The organism is Sphingobacterium lactis, assembly GCF_051951495.1.
Taxonomy (GTDB): Bacteria; Bacteroidota; Bacteroidia; order Sphingobacteriales; family Sphingobacteriaceae; genus Sphingobacterium; species Sphingobacterium lactis_A.
The window spans coordinates 70,860-92,148 of the sequence record NZ_JBNHAS010000003.1 but is presented as its reverse complement, the minus strand read 5'-3'; the positions used below and the strand labels follow the sequence as shown (position 1 = coordinate 92,148).

Sequence of the window (21,289 nt, the reverse complement as noted above, 5' to 3'; positions counted from 1 at the left end):
GAAATGCCATTTATATTTTGATCTTTGATCAAATAAAATATTTTTATAAAAACGGGGTGCAGCATTTGTTCCCCGTTTTTCGTTTTAAAGAATAATATTCATTTTAAACCCGTTAATATTTTGGTTAAAAGGATGGATAACTTCATTAAATATGAAGTAGAATCTAAAATCTCTTTTTACTTTGCCAACAAATTGTATCTTTATAAAGCACCAGTTAATATTATGCGAAGTGTACAGAGATATCTAATTTTTATTTTTACCATAAGTGCCTTGCTCATTACAGCAGGTGAATTATATGCCCAAACTCAACTAACTGGAAAGGTAATTGATGCAGAGACTAAGGAGGCCATTGCTGGAGCTACCGTTAGACTCTTACAGAGCAAAGAAGCAACTTCCACAGATAGCTTAGGTATTTTTCGATTACGAAAATCGGGAACCAATATTTCTATACGCATTGCTGCAATGGGGTATAAAACCCTCACCGTACATCCACCAAAAGATTCTTCAGCATGGGTAATCGAACTTCAAGAAGATTCCAATACCATTGAAGCAATTACTATCACACGGAAAGGAAAGTACAGTAATAAAAACAATAAGGCTGTCGAGTTAATTGATCTTGTCATTCGTCACAAAAACCAAAACCGTCTTACAGGAAAGGATAGTTTACAATTTGAGCAATATGATAAACTCAAATTTGGATTTGTAGATCCAAAAGCTGGTTTTAAAAAGGGCTTATTGGATTTAAACTTCTTATTCCAAAATATAGATTCCTTAAGTCAGCCTGGAAAGAAACTATTGGTATTATATCAAGAGGAAAGTAATGCTCGAGTTTATGGCAAAAAGAATCCTTCCAAATTTAAGAAGGAGATTTATAGCCAAAAGAAAACCGAATTTGACCAACGTTACGTCAATAATCCCAATATTCAACAATTCATGAATTACATGTTTCAGCAGGTGGATGTGTATGATGAGAGTATTTATCTTCTGAACAAACAATTTCTAAGTCCCATTGCTGATAATGGAAAAATCTTCTATCGTTATTACATTGTGGATACCATATTTAATGATGAAGGATATTTTATAAAATTAGATTTTGAACCTCGGAATGAGACCGATTTGTTGTTTAAGGGTAGTCTGCAAGTTAGCATGGATGGCAGTTATGCTGTGAAAAAGGCAAATCTAAAAGTTCTTAAAAGAGCTAACTTAAATTGGATTAAAGATGCTGAATTGAACTTCCATTACCGAAAGGATAGTTCAGGAGTGATGTTATCTGATACGACTCGTACTTTTATTACTTTGGGTGTAGGTTCTGGCGAATCACTGTTTGGAGATCGGTTGAGTATAAATGGAAAATATCAATTGAATGCGACTTTTCCAAAAGGTGTATTCAATGGGGCACCAATAGAAGTCTTGGCAAATGCCAGTGAAACAACCCCAACAAGGCCATTGGCATTAAATAGCACGGAAAGTCAAACTTATAAGAATATCGAAACTTTAAATAACAAGACAAGTTTTAAATCTATGCTTGCACTTGGTTATTTAGTAGCCCAAGGATATTATACTGTAGGCAAATTTGAATTCGGTCCATTGGAATACCTGTACAGTCGAAACAACATAGAAGGGAATCGTTTTCGTCTAGGTGGTCGAACCACGCAGGCATTAACCGATAAAGCATTTTTTGAAGGATATTTAGCTTATGGAGACCAGGATAAAGAATTGAAATATTTCCTAAAATCCGCAGTCACCTTAAATGGCAAATCGGTAGTCAACTTTCCTGCACATTATGTAGAGGCTACAGTACAGCATGATATTTTAGAACCTGGTATGCAGATTTCCTATCTCAAAGGCGATAGTTTCTTTCGATCAATCCGGAAAAATAGACCAACCAAGTGGTTCTCTACTCAAGGCTATCAATTGCAACATGTTATTGAGTTTGGTAATCATATCAGTTTGACGAATGGATTTACCCATATGGATCGCAATACTGTAGGTGATCTACAATTAATTAGTTCGGGAAATCCCGACAATTTATTGCAAAATATAGCCACTAATGAAGTTCATATGGATCTTCGTTGGGCACCTTTTGAAAAGTTTTATTACAGAAACTTAACCCGTAAAACCATTATTGAGAAATATCCTGTATTCAATGTCGTTTATACGCAAAGTTTAAGCGGCTTCTGGAACAGTACCTTTCCGTACCAGAAATTGAATGCAGCGGCTTCAAAACGATTGTTTTTAAATCAGTTAGGCTTTGCAGATGTCCGTCTCTCCGCTGGAAAGATATGGGGCACACTTCCATATCCTTTATTGGAACTTCCTAATCTGCGTCAAAAGGATGATCGCCATAAGATTGATTTTGATTTAATGAATCCAATGGAGTTTGTAGCAGATCAGTATATTAAATTCGGATTCTACCACCAAATGCAAGGATTTTTATTCAATAAGATACCGTTGATTAAGAAACTCAATCTTCGTGAAGTATGGGGTGCAAATATGTTCTATGGTAAATTATCTGATCGAAACAATCCCTACCTGAGTGATAAGGTTGTTCAGTTTGATACTGATGCAGATGGTCAGATATTGACCCATGTTTTAGGTCAAGCCCCTTATTGGGAAGGTTCAGTAGGGATAGATAATATTTTGAATGTCCTGAAGGTGGAATATGTCAAGCGCTTGACCTATGCCGGATTACCTAATGTAAATCAAGACAGATTCCGTATAAGCATAAATATCAATTTCTAATGAGTTATCAAAACATTACTTTACAGATCGTTGATCGTACTGCTATTTTGACGATCAATAGGGAAGCCAAGCTCAATGCTCTAAATAAGGAAACTATTGGAGAATTAAAGGATGCATTGGCTGAAATATCCGCAAATGAAGAGGCGTGGGGAGTTTTACTCACAGGTGCTGGGGAGAAGGCTTTTGTTGCTGGTGCGGATATTCAAGAATTTATGGATAAATCAAAAGCAGAAGCTAGTGAATTGTCCAGGTTCGGGCATGAGCTTATGGATAGCTTAGCAAGCTTTCAAAAACCAACCATAGCAGCTATTAACGGATTTGCTCTAGGTGGCGGATTAGAATTGGCACTAGGTTGCCATCTTCGTATAGCTTCAATAAATGCTAAAATGGGTCTGCCAGAAGTATCTCTAGGGCTAATCCCTGGATATGGTGGTACACAACGTCTCGCTCAATTAGTTGGTAGAGGAAAGGCATTGGAAATGCTCCTGACTGGTGATATGATAACTGCGCAAGATGCACTGCAATGGGGACTTGTTAACCATGTTGTAGAGCAAGATGCTCTAATAGCCAAAGCTCAGGAAATTCTGCAAAAGATGTACAGCCGATCAAAAACTGCTCTGGCAGCAGCTATTCAAGCTGTCAATGCCACAAACGATCCTCGAGGATTTGAAGCAGAGATCAAAGCATTTGGGCAATGTTTTGGTGAACCTGACTTCCAAGAAGGAGTGAGTGCATTTCTAGAAAAACGAAAACCTAATTTTTAAGATTTAGAATATTTTATGGAACAGGCATTGGACTAAACCAATGCCTGTTTTTATTTAATTTCCCTGATTACCTAGATTATACATCAGATTTTATGATAATTTTTTATTGAGATAAAACAAAAGCCTGTTTATGTTGTCTTATCATTCAGTAATTATTGCCAATCACTAAAAAACCTTTTATGAGCAATAACGATGTGTTTTCACAAAAAGAACGGAATATTATCATCCTTTTGATAATTGTTGTGCTTGGAGGAATTATTCTCTATGCCACTTCGGGTATTTTTGGTGCCTTTCTTGGAACCATGGTCATGTATACCTTGTTCCGAAATCTTAATATATTCTTTATTGAAAAATGGAATTGGCCAAAGCCTCTTTCCTCTGTCGTTATTATTATCATATCCATATTCATTATCGTGCTGCCCTTTGTAGGAATTGGAAAGATGCTTGTCGATAAGGCGATTGAATTGCAAGCGAATCCGCAATGGATAAAGCGTATCATGGATGCCATAGATACTTTTGTTGGAGATAAACTAGGTCAGCCAGACTTAATAGAAAAACAACTGGAGGCGAGTTCTACTTATTTGGCGGGCTTATTAACTTCTACCTTAAGTGGGGCTGCCAATGCATTTTTAGAAATTACCGTGATGTACTTCTTACTTTACTTCTTATTTGTGAATTACAAAGGTTTTGAAGGCAGTCTAGTGCACTATTTGCCTTTTGATGATGAGAATGCTACTGTGTTTGCTGAAGAGTTGAAAAACATAACCTATTCCAATATCATTGGACAAACGATTATTGCCATTATACAAGGTGGCTGTTTGGCCATTGGCTTTATTATCTTTGGAGCAAAGGATCCTTTGTTTTGGGGAGTTATCTGTGCTATTCTTTCCTTCATTCCGCTGCTTGGGCCACCTTTAATATTTGTTCCTGCCGCTTTGGTACTGCTCACTGAGGGGGCAACCTGGCAAGGTGTCGGACTACTGATTTGGGGCTTCGGACTTGTTATCAACATCGATAATGTCCTGCGTCTTGTCATTGCTAAAAAAGTCGGAGATATCCACCCCATTATTACGGTGGTAGGTGTGATTATCGGTTTACCCTTGTTTGGACTGATCGGTTTGGTCTATGGTCCTTTATTGCTGGCGTATTTTCTAATCGCTGTTCGAATTTATAAAGCAAATAAACGACTATCACTAAAGAAAGATCGACTACAAGATCAACTGGACGAGTAGATCATGCTTTAGACATTGACATATCCTAACATATACTCGTTAAAACGTTCGTAATAGACTTGAAACCGCTCTTCTTTACCAGATTTGTTTAGTCGCACATTCATGACTCCCTGTGCAGTGTATTGGAAGGGTTCAATTAGCATATCTTCTAAAAATGATACCCCACGATTCCCTTGCAATTTATAGACGGCTTCCTTAGCACACCAACATGCGTAAAGTTGATTTACTTGATGTTCAGGATCAATAAAGGCCAACTCTTCTGGTTTTAAGAATTTGTGTTGAATGCGTAAAACCTTTTCCTTGACAATTTCTAAATCTATTCCACAAACTCCTGTAGAGCATAGCATGACTCCAGCATAATCATAGGAGTGAGTAAGCGATATTTCATAAGGGAAATCAGGAAGGTATGGTTTGCCATTCGGATCTGAAGGACAATTAATATAATCGGGCGTCTGCAATAAATAACGCAACAATACACGGGTGGCAAGCCAATGTAAAGTCCTTTTTCCTTTTGCTAAACTCTCCAGTTTGGCTTTTTCAGCATCATCTAACTGTAAGTAGCTCACCAACTGTTCCGCCGATTCTTCAATTTTCCATAATGCAATCCGGCTGTTTGCATCCAATTCTTTCAAATATGCTAATGCCATAATCAAATATAAGGCTTAGAATGTTAATGATTCCTAAAATTCATCGTCTAAATGCAATATTAACCCATTCACCCGCATAAAGTTTTATTGGAAAACATTTAATAGACTACGAACCTTTAATTTGCGTGCTATCCTTGAATAATGTATTTTTGAATCCTGCTTTGCCGCAGCTATTTAGCTCAAACTATGATCTTATCAGATAAAAGAATTTTAGAGGAAATCGACAATGGTACAATTGTCATTGAACCCTTCGATAGAAAATGCTTAGGAACCAACTCCTATGATGTACATTTAGGAAAATACCTTGCCACCTATAAGGATGATGTATTAGATGCCAAGAAACACAATGAAATTGAGCATTTTGAAATTCCTGCAGAAGGATTTGTCCTGATGCCTGGGACTCTATATTTAGGGGTAACCTTAGAATATACCGAAACACATGGCCATGTACCCTTCCTTGAAGGAAAATCAAGTACCGGTCGTCTTGGAATTGATATTCATGCTACTGCCGGTAAAGGCGATGTAGGCTTTTGTAATACTTGGACATTAGAAATTTCAGTTGCTCAGCCGGTAAGAGTTTATGCAGGAATGCCAATCGGACAGTTAATTTATTTTGTAGTGGAAGGTGAAATTGAAACATTCTATAATTCTAAAGGAAATGCCAAATACAATAGCAAGACCATTAGACCAGTGGAAAGCATGATGTGGAAAAACCCTTTTTAGTAGAACTACAAAAATATTTTAAAGTAAAAAATAGGAGTCGATAGTAGTATCGACTTTCTTATTTTTAAGGGTAAAGATTATTCGACAGAATTATTTATTTAGTTAAACAATTATTGGGTTTTCATGTTCCGCTAATTCAGAACAATGATTTACTTAATAGTATTTCATATATTTGATTAAAACGAAAAGAGTTGATGTTGAACAAAATGCGCGTTTTATTAGCCTTAGGCTCTATTTTTTCAATAGTAGCTGTACAGGCACAAGAGGGAAAGATGGAGTTGGATCCTGCTGGATATGTTACAAAGTATAATCCCGAATTTCAAGGAATAGGCCCAAAAGTATATGTATTACCTCCGCCTCGAACAAAGGAGGAAGAATTAGTGGATTCTTATAAGGAAAAGAAAGGCTTTTTTGATTCCATAGCCCGTCAATTGGATTATCAGTATTTGTTGAGTGATTTTAAGCACAGTGATAATGTGGGCTACTTGAAGCAGAATTTCAATCCTTTTCCAAGTTCTGAGCAAGATTGGAATACATTAATTCAAAAGCTCGAAATAAATAATAACAAAGCATTAGCAGCCGGTTTAGCCAATGAATATGCTTTGCAAGCCATTCAAGCTGGAGACCTTAATAAAGGAATTGCCATTTTAGTCCGTGGAATCAATATGCTTCAGGCTAGTGATTTTCAAGATGAAAAGGCAGTTATGGAGTACAATTTATCCAATGCCTATCTCTATGCTGGTAAAAATACGGATGCGATAGCCTTGCAAGAGAATTATCTAAAGCGTGTTATAGCAGGGAAAAATCAGGCAGATCAAGGAATCGCTTTATTAGCTATAGCGATGACAGAAGCACATAACAAGAATTACCGTGCTGCTGAAAACACCATTATTCGTCGCGCTATCCCATTGTTTAATAGGGCAAAGGCATATGATGGAAAAGTACAAGCCTGGATTAAATTAGCCCGTATTTACCAAATGCAAAACAAGCATACGGAAGCACAATGGTTCTTAATTCAAGCTAGAGATTTAGCTAAAGCAAAGAATATTGAAAATGATCTTCCAGAAATCGAATATATGCTAGGCTATTCCAAATATGTTCAGCAAAATTACCGTGTCGCAAAAGCCGAATTGGAAAAAGCACTTGAATTAGCAGATAGTGAAAATAATAAAGTACTTTCTTTAGCAATAAATGATAAGCTTGGTGATATTTATCTCCTAATGGGTGATTTTAAGGAGGCTGAGACCGCACTTCAACAATATTGGCAGTTGCGTCAAGAGGTTTTTCCACATGGAACCTAAACAAAATAATCCTTTATGGCCCCACTTTTGATTCCTTACTTAGTCTTGGCTTGTTAAAAAGTATTAAAAAGCATCAAAATTGGCAATTCCCATGAATATTTTACGTTTGCACTTCATTGCTTATTGTTAATTTTAATTAATTTTAACGGTTAATGTTCAGTCACACAATTAAAAGACCACATCAACCAAATAAATTGTACTATTTAAAGTTTACAGAATATATGTTTAAAAATCTCATTTTTTGTCTTGCGTTAATTTCCGTGGTTGCTTGTGGCGCTAAACCACGTGTGAATCTAGATCAAGAAGGAATGGTCTTGAAACCTACCACGCAACACGAAATCATAGCGAAAACAGTAGCTGAATTATTGGAATATCAGTCCTACAAGCGCGTACCAATGAATGATTCAATTTCCAATATTGTATTTGATAACCTGATCAAGATGATTGATCCTGGGAAGAATTACATGCTTCAATCGGATATTGATGGATTCCAACAGTTCAGGAATAACATGAGTCAAGATTTCCGTAAAGGAGATCTGACCAGTTCTTTCTTTATTTATAGTAAGTATGTTGATCGCTTTTTGCAAGCGATGAATTATGCCTTAGCTGAATTGGATGCTAAGCATGACTTTACGAAAGACGAAACTTACAACAGTTTCCGTGAAAAGGAAAAGTGGTTTACAACGGATGCGCAATTAAAAGATCAAATGCGCAAGCGTGTAAAATATGACTTGTTGAACCTGAAATTGGCTGGTAGCGATTCTGTAAAAGTGGATGAAGCCAAAAATAAAGAGACACTTAAAAGCCGTTATAACAACTTGATTTCGCAGGTTAAGAAAACCAATTCAAACGATGCGTTTCAAACTGTCATGACAGCATTTACGGATGCTATTGACCCACATACCAACTATTTCAACCCTTCGTTATCACAAAGCTTTAATGAAAGCATGTCTAATACCTTGGAAGGTATTGGTGCACAATTACAGATGGAGAATGAAATGGTAACCATTAAGATGATTATCCCTGGTGGACCAGCCTACAAGGATAAAACGCTTCAAATTAACGACCGAATTGTTGCTGTAGCTCAAGGAAATGGCGAATTTGAAGATATCGTAGGATGGCGTATTGATGCAGCTGTAGCTAAAATTAAAGGTAAAAAAGGAACAGTAGTTCGTTTAAAAATACTTCCTGCTGGAGCATCTGCATCAGCAACACCACGTATTGTAACTCTAACTCGTGAAAAGATTATTCTTGCAGAAGAGTCAGCAAAACGTGAAATCAAAACAATTAAAGGCCCAGATGGTAAAGATTATAAAATCGGAATTATCAACTTGCCAAAATTCTATATCGACTTCGAAGCGGTAAGACGTGGAGATCGTGACTATAAGAGTACCACAAGAGATGTACGTTTATTGTTAGATACGCTTAAACAAGAAGGTGTTGATGCGGTATTGATGGATTTACGTAATAATGGTGGTGGTTCACTTCAAGAAGCAGTGGAATTAACAGGTTTATTTATTGATAAAGGCCCAGTGGTTCAAGTTCGTGATACGCGTAATAATGTTCAGATAGAGAAAGATCAAGAAGCAGGATTAGCGTGGGAAGGTCCTTTTGGGGTCATCATCAATCGCTTCTCGGCATCTGCATCGGAAATCTTTGCTGGTGCTATCCAAGACTATGGCCGTGGTGTTATCTTAGGATCCACCAGTTATGGTAAAGGAACAGTGCAAAGTGCGATGGACATGTCTAGATTTATCAGTCAGACACAACGCCTACTTATTAAAGCTTCAGGAACTTCTGACCCAGACACCCCTAACGGAGCCCCTCAATTTGGACAGATTAACTTGACTATGGGTAAATTCTACCGTATCAACGGGAGCAGTACCCAACATAAAGGTGTAACCCCAGATTTGACATTCCCTACGCAATATACAGCAGAGAAATTTGGTGAAAGCTCCGAAAAAGCAGCTTTACCTTGGGACCAAATTAAATCGACAAACTTCCAGAAGATTGCCGATTTGAAGGATATCAACAACAAGCTGAATGAAATTCATAAAACTAGAATGGTGAAATCACCAGCTTACTCTTATTTAATGGAGGATATCGAGGAATTTAATAAAGACGAAGAGATGCCGGCTATTAGCTTAAATGAAACCAAGTTGAAAGCTGAACGCGAAAAAATCCGTCTTAAAAACCGTGATCGCATCAATAAACAATTGGCATTTTTAGGTAAGCCACTTTGGAAAGAAGGACAACCTCAACCAAAGTTAGACTATGACTTCGTCCTTGACGAAAGTGCCAATGTCATGATAGATTATATCAAGCTTAAGAAGTAGCTTCAAATAAAAAAGGGACGATTATCGTCCCTTTTTTATTTGATTAAGATCGCTTTGTTGCCCTGCGGGCAGTATAGTATATAGACCGCTGCGCTGTGAGACAACAGACAACAGACAAAAGAAAAAAGAGAAAAGGAGAAAGGAGAAAGACCTATTGACGGGATAGATTTATTGAACGTTATAACGGTCGAAGCATGCTTGGCCCTGCGGGCAGTATATAGTACTCAGTATTTAGTAGATAGACCTATTGGCGGGTTAGATTTTATGGAGTGTTATAACGGTCGAAGCATGCTTGGCCCTGCGGGCAGTATATAGTTCTCAGTATTTAGTAGATAGACCTATTGGCGGGTTAGATTTTATGGAGTGTTGTAACGGTCGAAGCATGCTTGGCCCTGCGGGCAGTATATAGTACTCAGTATTTAGTAGATAGACCTATTGGCGGGTTAGATTTTATGGAGCGTTATAACGGTCGAAGCATGCTTGGCCCTGCGGTTATGGGTAAGAAAAACATTAAAATCACGAATGTCTGTAGGGGCGATGCATGCATCGCCCGCAATAAAAAATTCTTTCTACAAGTCCTTTAAAGCAATTCTTTTATAGGGATATGATTAAAATACGGGCGGACATTCCGTTCGCTTTTGAACGGGATAAATCCCTTATCTTCAAGCTCTCTCAGTACCGCCCCTACCTAACGTACGATCTAGATAGTTCGATATTAGGCGTTTAATAGCAGCCACGCGTAGGGGCAGTACTTAGCGCAGCGGAATGTCTGCCCGCCTAAATAGTAGTATTAAGTACCCAGTATTTAATAGTTTGACCAATTGGCGTAAATAAAATCACGAATGTCTGTAGGGGCGATGCATGCATCGCCCGCCAATGTCAAAGTCTATTATCTGTCGTCTATAATCTGTTGTCTACAATCTATAATCTGTTGTCTACAATCTATAATCTGTTGTCTATTATCTATCATCTATTGTCTCCAAATTATTTCCCTACACATCGCTCGTATCTCCAATCAATTTTGCTAAATTTGTTAGTTATGGCAACACGTGTACCTTTGGCTGAACGAATGCGACCGCAGACACTCCAAGACTATGTAGGACAACAACATATTATTGGAGAAGGCGCTGTACTTTGGAATGCCATCCAGCAACAATCCATCCCGTCAATGATCTTTTGGGGCCCTCCAGGCGTAGGTAAGACGACCTTGGCACTCTTGGTCGCCAAAGCCTTAGATCGTCCATTCTACAGCCTGAGTGCTATACAGTCTGGGGTTAAAGACGTGAGGGAGGTTATTGATAAGGCAGAACAAATGCGACAGTTTAATCAAGAGCAACCTATTTTGTTTATTGATGAAATTCACCGTTTCTCCAAGTCGCAGCAAGATTCTCTATTAGGTGCTGTAGAGCGTGGAACAGTTACCTTAATAGGTGCTACTACTGAAAATCCATCCTTTGAGGTTATCTCAGCATTATTATCGCGTTGTCAGGTCTATGTTCTAAATGAACTGTCTAAAGACGAACTAATTGCTATTGTAGACCATACTTTGGCAAATGATGTTTACCTCAAAGAAGAAAAGATACAGATTGAGGAATACGAAGCCTTATTGCAGCTATCTTCTGGAGATGCCCGTAAATTACTCAATATATTGGAGCTTGTTAGTCAGGCGGCCTATCACCAACAGCAAGCGATTACCAATGCTTTTGTCGCCCAACATGTGCAACAAAATAGAATCCGATATGATAAAACAGGCGATCAGCATTACGATATTATTTCCGCTTTTATCAAATCTATTCGTGGATCAGACCCCAACGCTGCCGTATATTGGTTGGCAAGGATGATTGAAGGAGGAGAAGATCCTAAATTTATTGCCCGTCGTTTATTGATCTTAGCATCGGAGGATATTGGCAATGCCAATCCGAATGCCTTACTATTGGCTAATAATTGTTTTCAAGCTGTCAATGTTATTGGTTGGCCAGAATCAAGGATTATCCTATCGCAATGTGTGACCTATTTGGCAAGCTCGGCAAAAAGCAATGCAGCCTATGAGGCCATCAATAAAGCGCAGGCTATCGTGAAAAAGTCAGGGAACCTTTCTGTGCCAATTCATTTACGTAATGCCCCAACAAAATTGATGAAAGAACTGGATTACGGAACAGATTATCAGTATGCACATGCTTTTCCGGGCAACTTTGTACAACAGGAGTATATGCCAGACGGACTCAGTGGACTCACCTTATATGATCCAGGAAATAACAGTGCTGAGGAAAAATTACGACAATCTTTGCGTGAGAAGTGGAAAGGTAAATATGGCTATTAGAATTTTAAGTACATTTGCGTTACATGCTAGAAACATTTACAACGATAGATTTTGAATTGGCTACGGCCAAATATAACAGTGTATGTGCAGTAGGGATCGTGAATGTGCAGGACGGTAAAATCAGTAATGAATTTTACAGCCTAGTACAGCCGCCTGAAAACAAATACATGTGGCAAACCTCTCGGGTGCATGGTATCAAACCTAAACATACCGTACAAGCCCCTTCATTTCTGGAAATATACCCCATTATCAAAGATCTTATCCAAGGCCAACATATGGTGGCACATGATGAACTCCTTGATCGATCGGTCTTGAAAGAGACCATGTCTTTCTATCAATTGCCCTATTCGGAACTACAATTGGCAGATACTTGGGATTGTACCAGTAAAATTTACCGTGCATTAGGCTTTGAACGTACGAAGCTGAGCATCTGCTGTGAACTCATGGCTGTTCCATTACAGCACCATGATGCACTCTCTGATGCTCGTGCAACTGCAGAACTGTTCCTAAAAAGGAACGAAGCTATTCATATCAAAAAATTAGGGTAATTATGAGTAAGATTATCAATGTTATTTTATCAGGTGGAGTGGGTTCTAGGCTATGGCCTCTGTCTAGAAAAGCTAGGCCTAAGCAATATCTGCCTGTATTTGAAGGGAAAACACTATTTGAATTAACCGTAGATCGCAATCAAGAATTGGCCTCTAAGGTAATCTTGGTAGGGTCCATCCAGAATAAAGATCTCGCAGAGCCATTTCTAAAGGCTGTAGAGCATGATATCATCGCCGAAGCTGCTCCACGTAATACGGCTGCAGCAATCGCTTTCGCTGCTTTCCATGCTGATCCAGATGATATCCTTATTGTCACGCCTTCCGATCACCTGATTGAAAATCAGGAAGCATATGCCGAAGCCATCAACCAGGGGATTGTATTTGCGCAAGAGGGTTTCATTGCTACTTTTGGGATTATTCCTACACGACCTGAAACAGGATACGGCTATATCGAACAACAAGGCAATACAGTACTTTCTTTTCGCGAAAAACCCAATGAGGAAACCGCACGTGATTTCCTGAAGAAAGGTAACTTCCTTTGGAATTCCGGTATATTCTGCTTCAAGGCAGGGGTCTACCTGGAAGAATTAATGCGCTTTGAACCAAAATTATATGCCACTTCTGAAGTAGCCTTCGAATATGCTGAGGATTTAATCCTCGATGAAGAACACTCCATGCAGATTCCTTCCAAGAGTATTGACTATGCCGTATTGGAAAGAAGTGACCTGATTAAAGTCGTTCCAGCACACTTTAATTGGTCTGATATGGGGGCTTTTGATTCTTTATATACCTATTTTAAGGAAAAGGGGTACCATGAAGATGAAAATGGCAATATTGTTGTAGGTACTAATAAGCACACTGTTTTCGTGGGGCTTAGCAACTGCATGTTGATTAATACGGATGATGCCGTTTTAGTCCTCGATAGAAGCCGAGCACAAGATGTAAAACAGGTTTACGAACAATTAGAGAAGGAGAATTCTGAATTAATTTAATTGGAAGCTGTAGCGTTATATGTTTCGTATTCGTTAAATATGTATTAACATAGTATTAATGCTGTGCTGCTTTTGATACAGGTTAACCTGTGAACCAATTACTTATTTTAAACAAACGCTATGGGATTTTGGTCAAATTTATTTGGAAAAAAGGAAACAGTAAACAACCATTCGAATCATCAAAACCTTTCTTGGATTGGTTGGGATATGCACAATCACCTTCTTCCTGGCATTGATGATGGTAGTCAGAACGTAGAACAGTCCATCGAATTAATCCTAGGTCTTAAGGAATTAGGTATTAACCATGCGGTCTGTACACCGCACGTTATGGCCGGAGTGCATAACAATACACCCGAAACCATCAGTAATGCCCATAAAACCTTAATACAAGGATTAAAAGATAAAGGAATTGAATTTAACGTACAATATAGTGCGGAATATATGATCGACGATCAACTCGACTCTTGGGTACAAGCAAATAACCTTTGTTTGATTGCTGATAAGTACATGTTGATTGAAATGTCTTATTTATCCGAATCCAAAGCCCTTTTCACCATGATAAAGGATATTCAGGATAAAGGTTACCAACCTATTTTAGCACACCCAGAGCGTTATAACTACTACCACAACAGCTTCAAGATCTTTGAAGAAATCAAGAATGCCGGCTGTATGCTGCAATTAAATCTGCTGTCCATCAGTAAGTACTATGGCGAGCATGTGAAAACTGCTGCATTGACACTTATCCGTTCCGGAATGTACGACTTTGTCGGCACAGACATGCACCATACACGACACCTTGAAGCACTTAAAAGTGTCGTCCGAAAATACAACATCCAAGAACTTCTAAAAGACTGCACAATCCGTAACGCTTCCCTCTTCCAGGAAATGGAAAAAAAAATAGCGTGAGAATAGAGTTGAGACAACAGACGATAGACAACAGACATAAGAACCTGCAAAGTCTGTTTTCTGTTGGCTACTATCTGTTGTCTCAACTGTAGATAGACCTATTGGTGTAAATAAAATCACGATTGTTTGTAGGGGCGATGCATGCATCGCCCGCATTACAAAATTCTTTCTACCGGTCATTTAAGGCAAATTCTTTTATAGGGATATGATTAAAAATCGGTCGAAGCATGCTTCGACCCTACGGTTATAGCGTTTATAAATAATAAAATCACGATTGTTTGTAGGGGCGATGCATGCATCGCCCGCATTACAAAATTCTTTCTACCGGTCCTTTAAGGCAAATTCTTTTATAGGGATATGATTAAAAATCGGTCGAAGCATGCTTCGACCCTACGGTTATTGCGTTTATAAACAATAAAATCACGATTGCTTGTAGGGGCGATGCATGCATCGCCCGCCATCAAGTATATCCTCCAATCTGTTTTCTGTTGTCTATTATCTGTTGTCTCAACGCATCAAAACTCCATCAAATAAGCCTTAAGAAATTCATCCAGATCACCATCCAGCACCGCTTGGGTATTGGAAGTCTCCATATTGGTTCTAAGGTCTTTGATTAGCTTATAGGGGTGCAATACGTAATTACGGATTTGGGATCCCCATTCTATTTTCTTTTTGTTGCCTTCAATAGCGGCGGTTGCTTCTTGACGCTTGCGCATCTCGATTTCATACAATTGCGATTTCAATAGGCGCATCGCATTTTCCTTGTTCTGTAATTGTGAGCGTGACTCCTGGTTCTTGATGATGATGCCTGTCGGTTTGTGGTGTAAGCGAACTGCAGTTTCCACTTTGTTGACATTCTGCCCTCCAGCACCACCAGCGCGGAAGGTATCCCATTCAATCTCCGAGTCCTTAACGTCAATTTCGATGTTATCATCCACCAATGGATAAACATAGACCGAAGCAAAGGAGGTATGTCTCTTGGCGTTGGAGTCAAAGGGGGAAATACGTACTAGGCGATGAACGCCATTTTCTCCCTTAAGATAACCATAAGCAAAATTCCCCGACAGCTGTAAAGTCACGGTCTTTATCCCCGCCACATCACCCTCTTGGTAATCTTGCTCAGTCACTTTGCAACCATGCTTTTCGCCCCACATGATGTACATACGCATCAGCATGGCAGCCCAATCACAGGATTCCGTACCACCTGCACCTGCAGTGATCTGTAAAATCGCATCCAACTGATCTTCCTCCGAACTCAACATATTTTTGAATTCTAATTCCTCGATATCAGTCAATGCAATTTGGTATTGTTCCTCCAGTTCCTTTTCGGTACCATCTCCAGCTTGGAAAAATTCATAGAGAACGCCTGTATCTTCCACGGCAGCTTGAACATGATCAAATTGATCTGTCCATACCTTTTGGTTTTTTATTGCGTGCAATACTTTTTCAGCTGCTTTAGGGTCGTCCCAAAAATTAGGTTGTAAGGTAATTTCGGTGTCGCGGGCTATCTCATCGCGTTTCTCATCGATGTCAAAGATGCCTCCTCAGGGATGCCAATCGATCCCTCAAGTCTTGTATTTGTTCCTTGGTCATAGCTACAAAGATAAAATAAAATTAAAGATTGATTGATGGCTAATCCCTATATTTGAGGAAAATCACAATTGTATGTTACCAAAGATAGATTTCTCAACTACCCAAGCCTACAAGTATTTAGCAGATCATTACATCGACATCAATCAGAAAAGCTTGAAAGATCTTTTTCAAGAAGATCCCGCGCGATTTGATAAATTCTCCACGTATCTGAATGACTTATTGTTCGATTATTCGAAGAACCGTATCGATGAACAGACCATGGCCTTATTGTTCCAATTAGCCCGTGAATGTCAATTGAAGGATGCTATGGAGGCTATGTTTAATGGGGAAAAGATTAATGAAACAGAGGGTCGTCAGGTATTGCATACCGCATTGCGCAATCAATCGGATAATCCTGTTATGGTCGATGGACAAGATGTGATGCCGGAAGTACGTGCCGTGCTTGATCGTATGAAAGCTTTTAGCGAACGTGTGATTTCCGGTGAATGGAAGGGGTTTACAGGACGAGAAATCTCTGATGTAGTAAATATTGGTATTGGTGGTTCTGATTTAGGGCCAGTGATGGTGACTGAAGCCTTGAAGTCATATAAAACACGGTTGAACGTGCATTTTGTGTCCAATGTTGATGGGACACATATCGCCGAAACCCTGAAGAACCTAAATCCAGAAACTACACTGTTTTTAATTGCTTCAAAAACCTTTACCACGCAAGAGACCATGGCGAATGCCAATTCAGCAAAAGAGTGGTTCTTAAAGACTGGTGCAGACCAAGCCGATGTTGCGAAGCACTTCGCGGCATTGAGTACCAATGCCAAAGGAGTTGCTGAATTTGGTATTGACACAAAAAATATGTTTGAATTCTGGGACTGGGTAGGTGGTCGTTATTCTTTATGGTCGGCAATAGGTCTTTCTATATGCCTTTCCATTGGTTTTGATAACTTCCAATCCCTATTAGTGGGTGCCTATGAAGCCGATGAGCACTTCCGAAACACCGAATTTGAAGAGAATATCCCTGTAATTATGGCCTTATTGGGCATTTGGTATAATAATTTCTTTGATGCGGAAAGTCATGCCATTTTACCTTATGACCAGTATCTGCACCGTTTTGCAGCCTATTTCCAACAAGGGGATATGGAAAGTAATGGTAAATATATTGATAGAAATGGAAATCGAGTGGATTACCAAACTGGTCCGATTATATGGGGAGAACCTGGAACCAATGGACAACATGCTTTTTATCAATTAATCCATCAAGGGACTAAATTTATCCCTTGTGATTTTATTGCTGCAGCTAATTCCCATAACCCCCTTGGAAATCACCAACAATTGCTGCTATCCAACTTCTTTGCCCAAACGGAAGCTTTAATGAATGGAAAATCAGAGGAAACGGTTGTTGCTGAATTACAAAAGGCTGGCAAATCTCCTGAAGAAATTGAAGTCCTGAAAAACTTTAAAGTATTTGAAGGAAACCGTCCTACAAATTCTATTTTAATCAAATCCATTACCCCTAAAGCATTAGGTTCTCTAATCGGCCTGTATGAACATAAGATATTCGTTCAAGGAATTATCTGGAATATCTTCAGTTTTGACCAATGGGGAGTGGAATTAGGAAAACAATTAGCGAATCAGATCCTACCTGAGCTTAAAGGTGATGAAGATATTCATACACATGATTCTTCCACAAATGGCTTGATCAATCAATATAAAGCTTGGAGATAAAGGCTGAAATATCAAGAGAAAATAATTAAAGAGAAACTCAGCAGGATTAGAAAATTCGATTGCAAAAGCAAAGAACAACTGCTCAAAACTAAGCTATTAAGCAAAAATATTCTTATTAAGCTCCTGAAGCCATCTTCAGGAGCTTTTGTAATTAAATTGGGACATTGTTTGTTAGTGGAATAAATTAGCGACCTTAGGGGAACCTTAGTTTACAAACCCAAAACAAAAACTTATGAAATTACCTGAATTCACCCAATTTAAGGTCAAGCATTTTGCTCTAATAACTTTAACTGCGGGATTATGGATGAACACGGCTCATGGCCAACGCTTTCAGCGTCCGGAACCCAAAATGGACCCTATGGTCGAAAAGATCATTGCTGAAGCGAAAGGAAATTCCCAATTGGAAAATTTAGCCTTTGAACTATTGGATGTCGTTGGACCTCGCTTAGTAGGGACACCTGGCATGACCAAAGCCAATGAATGGGCATTAAAGACTTTCGAAAAATGGGGAATACCTGCTAAAAACCAACAGTTTGGTGAATGGCATGGATGGGAAAGGGGAATCTCCCATATCGATATGACACACCCAAGAACCAAATCCATCGCCGGAACACAATTGGCTTGGAGCCCGACCACCAAAGGAAAGGCTATCGAAGCGGAAGTTATCACCTTACCCGAAATAAAGGACTCATTAGCATTCAGACAATGGTTGCCGACTGTTAAAGGAAAGTATGTGATGATTTCCATGCCGCAGCCAACCGGTAGACCGGATGCTAACTGGAAAGAATATGCTACCCCAGAATCTTTGGCGAAGATGCAAAGTAACCGCGATTCCCTGAATCGTGCCTGGGCATCTAGAATCCGCGCCACAGGTTTATCGCCTAACTCCATTCCTTCTGTATTGGAGGATGCTGGAGCAGTAGGGATACTGACCAGTTACTGGTCTATGGAATTTGGCGCTAATAAAATATTTGGTGCCCGATCCCATAAAGTGCCTTCCTTGGATATCTCCCTAGAAGATTACGGAATTCTTTATCGTTTAGCGGAAAAGGGTTATGCACCAAAAATTAAAGTGGAAACTTCTTCCAAGCATTTAGGAAATGTACCTTCATTCAATACCATTGCTGAAATCAAAGGTTCCCAATTCCCGAATGAGTATGTGATTCTATCGGCTCACTTAGACTCTTGGGAAGGTGGTTCCGGAGCAACCGATAACGGTACTGGTACCATTGCAATGATGGAAGTTGCGCGCGTATTGAAACAAGTTCTTCCAAATCCGAAACGAACCATTTTAATTGGACTATGGGGATCGGAAGAGCAGGGGTTGAATGGATCGCGTTCATTCGTGTTGGATAATCCCGAAGTTATTGAGAAAACCCAGGCCGTATTCAACTTGGATAACGGAACTGGCCGAGTAGCCAATATCAGTGGTTCTGGTTTTGTACATGCCTATGATTTTATGGGTCGCTGGTTATCCGCTGTACCAAGAGAATACACCAAAGATATTAAGACAGATTTTCCAGGAAGTCCAGGTAGTGGAGGTTCGGATCACGTATCCTTTGTTGCAGCAGGAGTACCCGGCTTTATGCTGAGCTCCCTATCTTGGGACTATGGAAGTGCGACTTGGCACACCAATTTGGATACCTATGATAAACTGGTGTTCGATGACTTGCTACACAACGTGATTTTAACTGCTGTCTTAACCTATAAAGCTTCGGAGGAACCACAATTGGTGAATCGTGAAAAACGTCTATTACCAGCAGGCCCAGACGGTAATCCGGGCACTTGGCCAGCAATCAGACAGCCACGTCGCTCAGGGGTTGGCTACTAGGAAGAGACCGCAGAGGCCCTGCGGGCAGTAGTTAGTAGTAAGTATTTAGTATTTAGACCTATGGCGGGATAATATTTTGCTATTTCCAACTCAGAGCGAAGCGAAGAGCCTGAGCCCTATGGGCAGTAATTAGTATTAAGTAGTTATTATATAGACCTATGTCGGGATAATATTTTGCTAATTAGTTGGTCAATCTGAGGCTGGCCGAAGAAACTATTCGTCTGAAAATCAGAATTGCTTTAAAGGATGAGAGGAGACCGTTGCACTAATAGATGTGAGATATGAGACCGCTACGCTGTTAGATTATTTATTTTAGAATATAATGCGGGCGATGCATGCATCGCCCCTACAAACACTCGTTAAAAAATTTGTGTTAATGCCCCCAAATGTAGGGTCGAAGCATGCTTCGACCGTTATACCGTTCAATAAAATCTAACCCGCCAATAGGTCTATCTACAGTTGAGACAACAGATAATAGACAACAGAAGACAGACTTTGCATGTCTATTGTCTGATGTCTTACGTCTGTTGTCTATCTCTGCTCCCAATTTTTCCCTACCTTTGTTTTTATGAGGAAAACCATTCTTATAACCGGGGGTGCAGGATTTATTGGTTCACATGTAGTACGTCATTTTGTGCTGAAGTATGCCGATTACCGTATTATTAATGTGGACGCATTAACCTATGCAGGAAATCTTGCTAATCTTCATGATATCGAGCAGAAGGAAAATTACATTTTTTGTAAAGCCGATATTACCGATAAGGGATTAATAGATAGCTTGTTTGATCAATATCAACCGGATGGGGTTATTCATTTAGCGGCTGAATCGCATGTCGATCGTTCAATAACGGATCCTTTATCTTTTGTGAAAACCAATGTGCTGGGAACCGTTAATTTATTGGAAGCCGCTAAGCGAATTTGGAAGAATGACTACGCGGGAAAGCGATTCCACCATATTTCTACCGATGAAGTATTCGGAACATTGGGTGAAACAGGCTTGTTTACTGAAACCAGCAGTTATGATCCCCATTCTCCTTATTCGGCTTCGAAGGCATCCTCAGATCATTTTGTTCGTGCATATCAGGATACCTATGGTTTACCGACCGTATTGACCAATTGCTCCAACAATTATGGACCAAATCATTTTCCGGAAAAATTAATTCCCTTGTGTATTCACCAAATTATCCATAATAAGCCAATTCCTATTTATGGGGATGGTAAATATACCCGAGATTGGCTGTTTGTGCTAGATCATGCACTAGCAATTGATCTTGTCTTTCACCAAGCTAAAGATGGTAGCTCCTATAATGTTGGCGGATTTAATGAATGGAAGAATATTGATTTGGTCAAGGAATTGTGTAAGCAAATGGATCAGAAACTTCAACGTGAAGCCGGTAGTTCTGAAAAATTAATTACCTATGTTAAAGATCGTCCTGGACATGACCTTCGTTATGCTATAGATGCCTCTAAGATCAAAAATGAATTAGGATGGACGCCATCTGTTACTTTTGAAGAAGGATTATCTTTAACAATTGATTGGTTCTTAAACAATCAAGAATGGCTAAACCAAGTCAGTTCCGGAGAATATCAAACCTATTACGAAAAACATTACGGTAAACAAGCTTAAGCCTTTTA

At 39.3% G+C, this 21,289-nt stretch carries 15 protein-coding genes; 13 read left to right on the top strand and 2 right to left on the bottom strand.

Going from position 1 to position 21,289, the window contains the following annotated elements; genetic code table 11:
• Positions 1–132 precede the first annotated feature (132 nt).
• The 3 genes from ACP6L2_RS12430 (at position 133) to ACP6L2_RS12420 (ending at position 4,738) form a co-directional block, all read left to right on the top strand.
• The gene (locus ACP6L2_RS12430) at positions 133–2,742 is read left to right on the top strand and encodes a DUF5686 family protein (protein ID WP_440509693.1); all 2,610 of its coding nucleotides are present in this window, start codon (positions 133–135) and stop codon (positions 2,740–2,742) included.
• The gene (locus ACP6L2_RS12425) at positions 2,742–3,506 is read left to right on the top strand and encodes an enoyl-CoA hydratase/isomerase family protein (RefSeq protein ID WP_440509692.1); all 765 of its coding nucleotides are present in this window, start codon (positions 2,742–2,744) and stop codon (positions 3,504–3,506) included. The genes ACP6L2_RS12430 and ACP6L2_RS12425 overlap by 1 nt, the downstream gene beginning before the upstream one ends.
• A 179-nt stretch (positions 3,507–3,685) precedes the next feature.
• The gene (locus ACP6L2_RS12420) at positions 3,686–4,738 is read left to right on the top strand and encodes an AI-2E family transporter (RefSeq protein ID WP_440509691.1); all 1,053 of its coding nucleotides are present in this window, start codon (positions 3,686–3,688) and stop codon (positions 4,736–4,738) included.
• Between the two features lie 8 nt (positions 4,739–4,746).
• On the opposite strand, the gene ACP6L2_RS12415 is transcribed toward ACP6L2_RS12420, so the two are convergent.
• Positions 4,747–5,385, bottom strand: a complete 639-nt coding sequence (locus ACP6L2_RS12415) for a 4'-phosphopantetheinyl transferase family protein (protein WP_440509690.1) — start codon at positions 5,383–5,385, stop codon at positions 4,747–4,749.
• A gap of 186 nt (positions 5,386–5,571) precedes the next feature.
• Here ACP6L2_RS12415 and dcd point away from each other — a divergent pair, with 186 nt between their 5' ends.
• The 7 genes from dcd (at position 5,572) to ACP6L2_RS12380 (ending at position 14,511) form a co-directional block, all read left to right on the top strand.
• Positions 5,572–6,108: a dCTP deaminase gene (gene dcd, locus ACP6L2_RS12410; protein ID WP_344675490.1), complete on the top strand. Its 537-nt coding sequence runs from the start codon at positions 5,572–5,574 to the stop codon at positions 6,106–6,108.
• Positions 6,109–6,314: 206 nt separating this feature from the next.
• Positions 6,315–7,409, top strand: coding sequence for a tetratricopeptide repeat protein (locus ACP6L2_RS12405; RefSeq protein ID WP_440509689.1), 1,095 nt, complete (start codon positions 6,315–6,317; stop codon positions 7,407–7,409).
• Between the two features lie 221 nt (positions 7,410–7,630).
• Positions 7,631–9,745: a carboxy terminal-processing peptidase gene (locus tag ACP6L2_RS12400; protein WP_440509688.1), complete on the top strand. Its 2,115-nt coding sequence runs from the start codon at positions 7,631–7,633 to the stop codon at positions 9,743–9,745.
• Between the two features lie 1,039 nt (positions 9,746–10,784).
• Positions 10,785–12,065: a replication-associated recombination protein A gene (locus ACP6L2_RS12395; RefSeq protein WP_440509687.1), complete on the top strand. Its 1,281-nt coding sequence runs from the start codon at positions 10,785–10,787 to the stop codon at positions 12,063–12,065.
• A 23-nt stretch (positions 12,066–12,088) separates the two neighbouring features.
• Positions 12,089–12,613, top strand: a complete 525-nt coding sequence (locus ACP6L2_RS12390) for an exonuclease domain-containing protein (protein ID WP_440509686.1) — start codon at positions 12,089–12,091, stop codon at positions 12,611–12,613.
• 2 nt (positions 12,614–12,615) lie between these two features.
• On the top strand, positions 12,616–13,605 hold the full coding sequence (locus ACP6L2_RS12385; protein ID WP_440509685.1) for a mannose-1-phosphate guanylyltransferase: 990 nt from the start codon (positions 12,616–12,618) through the stop codon (positions 13,603–13,605).
• 120 nt (positions 13,606–13,725) lie between these two features.
• Complete coding sequence (locus ACP6L2_RS12380; protein ID WP_440509684.1) at positions 13,726–14,511, top strand: tyrosine-protein phosphatase; 786 nt, start codon at positions 13,726–13,728, stop codon at positions 14,509–14,511.
• A 515-nt stretch (positions 14,512–15,026) separates the two neighbouring features.
• On the opposite strand, the gene prfB is transcribed toward ACP6L2_RS12380, so the two are convergent.
• A protein-coding gene (prfB, locus tag ACP6L2_RS12375) for a peptide chain release factor 2 (RefSeq protein WP_440509683.1) occupies positions 15,027–16,104 on the bottom strand; the annotation gives its coding sequence in 2 pieces (ribosomal slippage) (positions 15,027–16,043 and positions 16,045–16,104; 1,077 coding nt in all).
• A 72-nt stretch (positions 16,105–16,176) separates the two neighbouring features.
• Here prfB and pgi point away from each other — a divergent pair.
• The 3 genes from pgi to rfbB all read left to right on the top strand — a co-directional run bounded on the left by pgi (position 16,177) and on the right by rfbB (position 21,281).
• Positions 16,177–17,823, top strand: coding sequence for a glucose-6-phosphate isomerase (gene pgi, locus ACP6L2_RS12370; RefSeq protein ID WP_440509682.1), 1,647 nt, complete (start codon positions 16,177–16,179; stop codon positions 17,821–17,823).
• A 232-nt stretch (positions 17,824–18,055) separates the two neighbouring features.
• Positions 18,056–19,654 carry a M20/M25/M40 family metallo-hydrolase gene (locus tag ACP6L2_RS12365; protein ID WP_440509681.1) on the top strand — a complete coding sequence of 533 codons (1,599 nt, stop codon included), beginning with the start codon at positions 18,056–18,058 and terminating at the stop codon, positions 19,652–19,654.
• 568 nt (positions 19,655–20,222) lie between these two features.
• The gene (gene rfbB, locus ACP6L2_RS12360; protein WP_440509680.1) at positions 20,223–21,281 is read left to right on the top strand and encodes a dTDP-glucose 4,6-dehydratase; all 1,059 of its coding nucleotides are present in this window, start codon (positions 20,223–20,225) and stop codon (positions 21,279–21,281) included.
• Positions 21,282–21,289 lie beyond the last annotated feature (8 nt).

Coding starts and splice junctions, on each gene's coding strand:
- ACP6L2_RS12395 (WP_440509687.1), top strand. CDS start 10,785: ATGGCAACACGTGTACCTTTGGCTGAACGAATGCGACCGCAGACACTC.
- ACP6L2_RS12420 (WP_440509691.1), top strand. CDS start 3,686: ATGAGCAATAACGATGTGTTTTCACAAAAAGAACGGAATATTATCATC.
- ACP6L2_RS12380 (WP_440509684.1), top strand. CDS start 13,726: ATGGGATTTTGGTCAAATTTATTTGGAAAAAAGGAAACAGTAAACAAC.
- ACP6L2_RS12430 (WP_440509693.1), top strand. CDS start 133: ATGGATAACTTCATTAAATATGAAGTAGAATCTAAAATCTCTTTTTAC.
- ACP6L2_RS12365 (WP_440509681.1), top strand. CDS start 18,056: ATGAAATTACCTGAATTCACCCAATTTAAGGTCAAGCATTTTGCTCTA.
- pgi (WP_440509682.1), top strand. CDS start 16,177: ATGTTACCAAAGATAGATTTCTCAACTACCCAAGCCTACAAGTATTTA.
- dcd (WP_344675490.1), top strand. CDS start 5,572: ATGATCTTATCAGATAAAAGAATTTTAGAGGAAATCGACAATGGTACA.
- ACP6L2_RS12385 (WP_440509685.1), top strand. CDS start 12,616: ATGAGTAAGATTATCAATGTTATTTTATCAGGTGGAGTGGGTTCTAGG.
- ACP6L2_RS12400 (WP_440509688.1), top strand. CDS start 7,631: ATGTTTAAAAATCTCATTTTTTGTCTTGCGTTAATTTCCGTGGTTGCT.
- ACP6L2_RS12425 (WP_440509692.1), top strand. CDS start 2,742: ATGAGTTATCAAAACATTACTTTACAGATCGTTGATCGTACTGCTATT.
- ACP6L2_RS12415 (WP_440509690.1), bottom strand. CDS start 5,385: ATGGCATTAGCATATTTGAAAGAATTGGATGCAAACAGCCGGATTGCA.
- ACP6L2_RS12390 (WP_440509686.1), top strand. CDS start 12,089: ATGCTAGAAACATTTACAACGATAGATTTTGAATTGGCTACGGCCAAA.
- ACP6L2_RS12405 (WP_440509689.1), top strand. CDS start 6,315: ATGCGCGTTTTATTAGCCTTAGGCTCTATTTTTTCAATAGTAGCTGTA.
- rfbB (WP_440509680.1), top strand. CDS start 20,223: ATGAGGAAAACCATTCTTATAACCGGGGGTGCAGGATTTATTGGTTCA.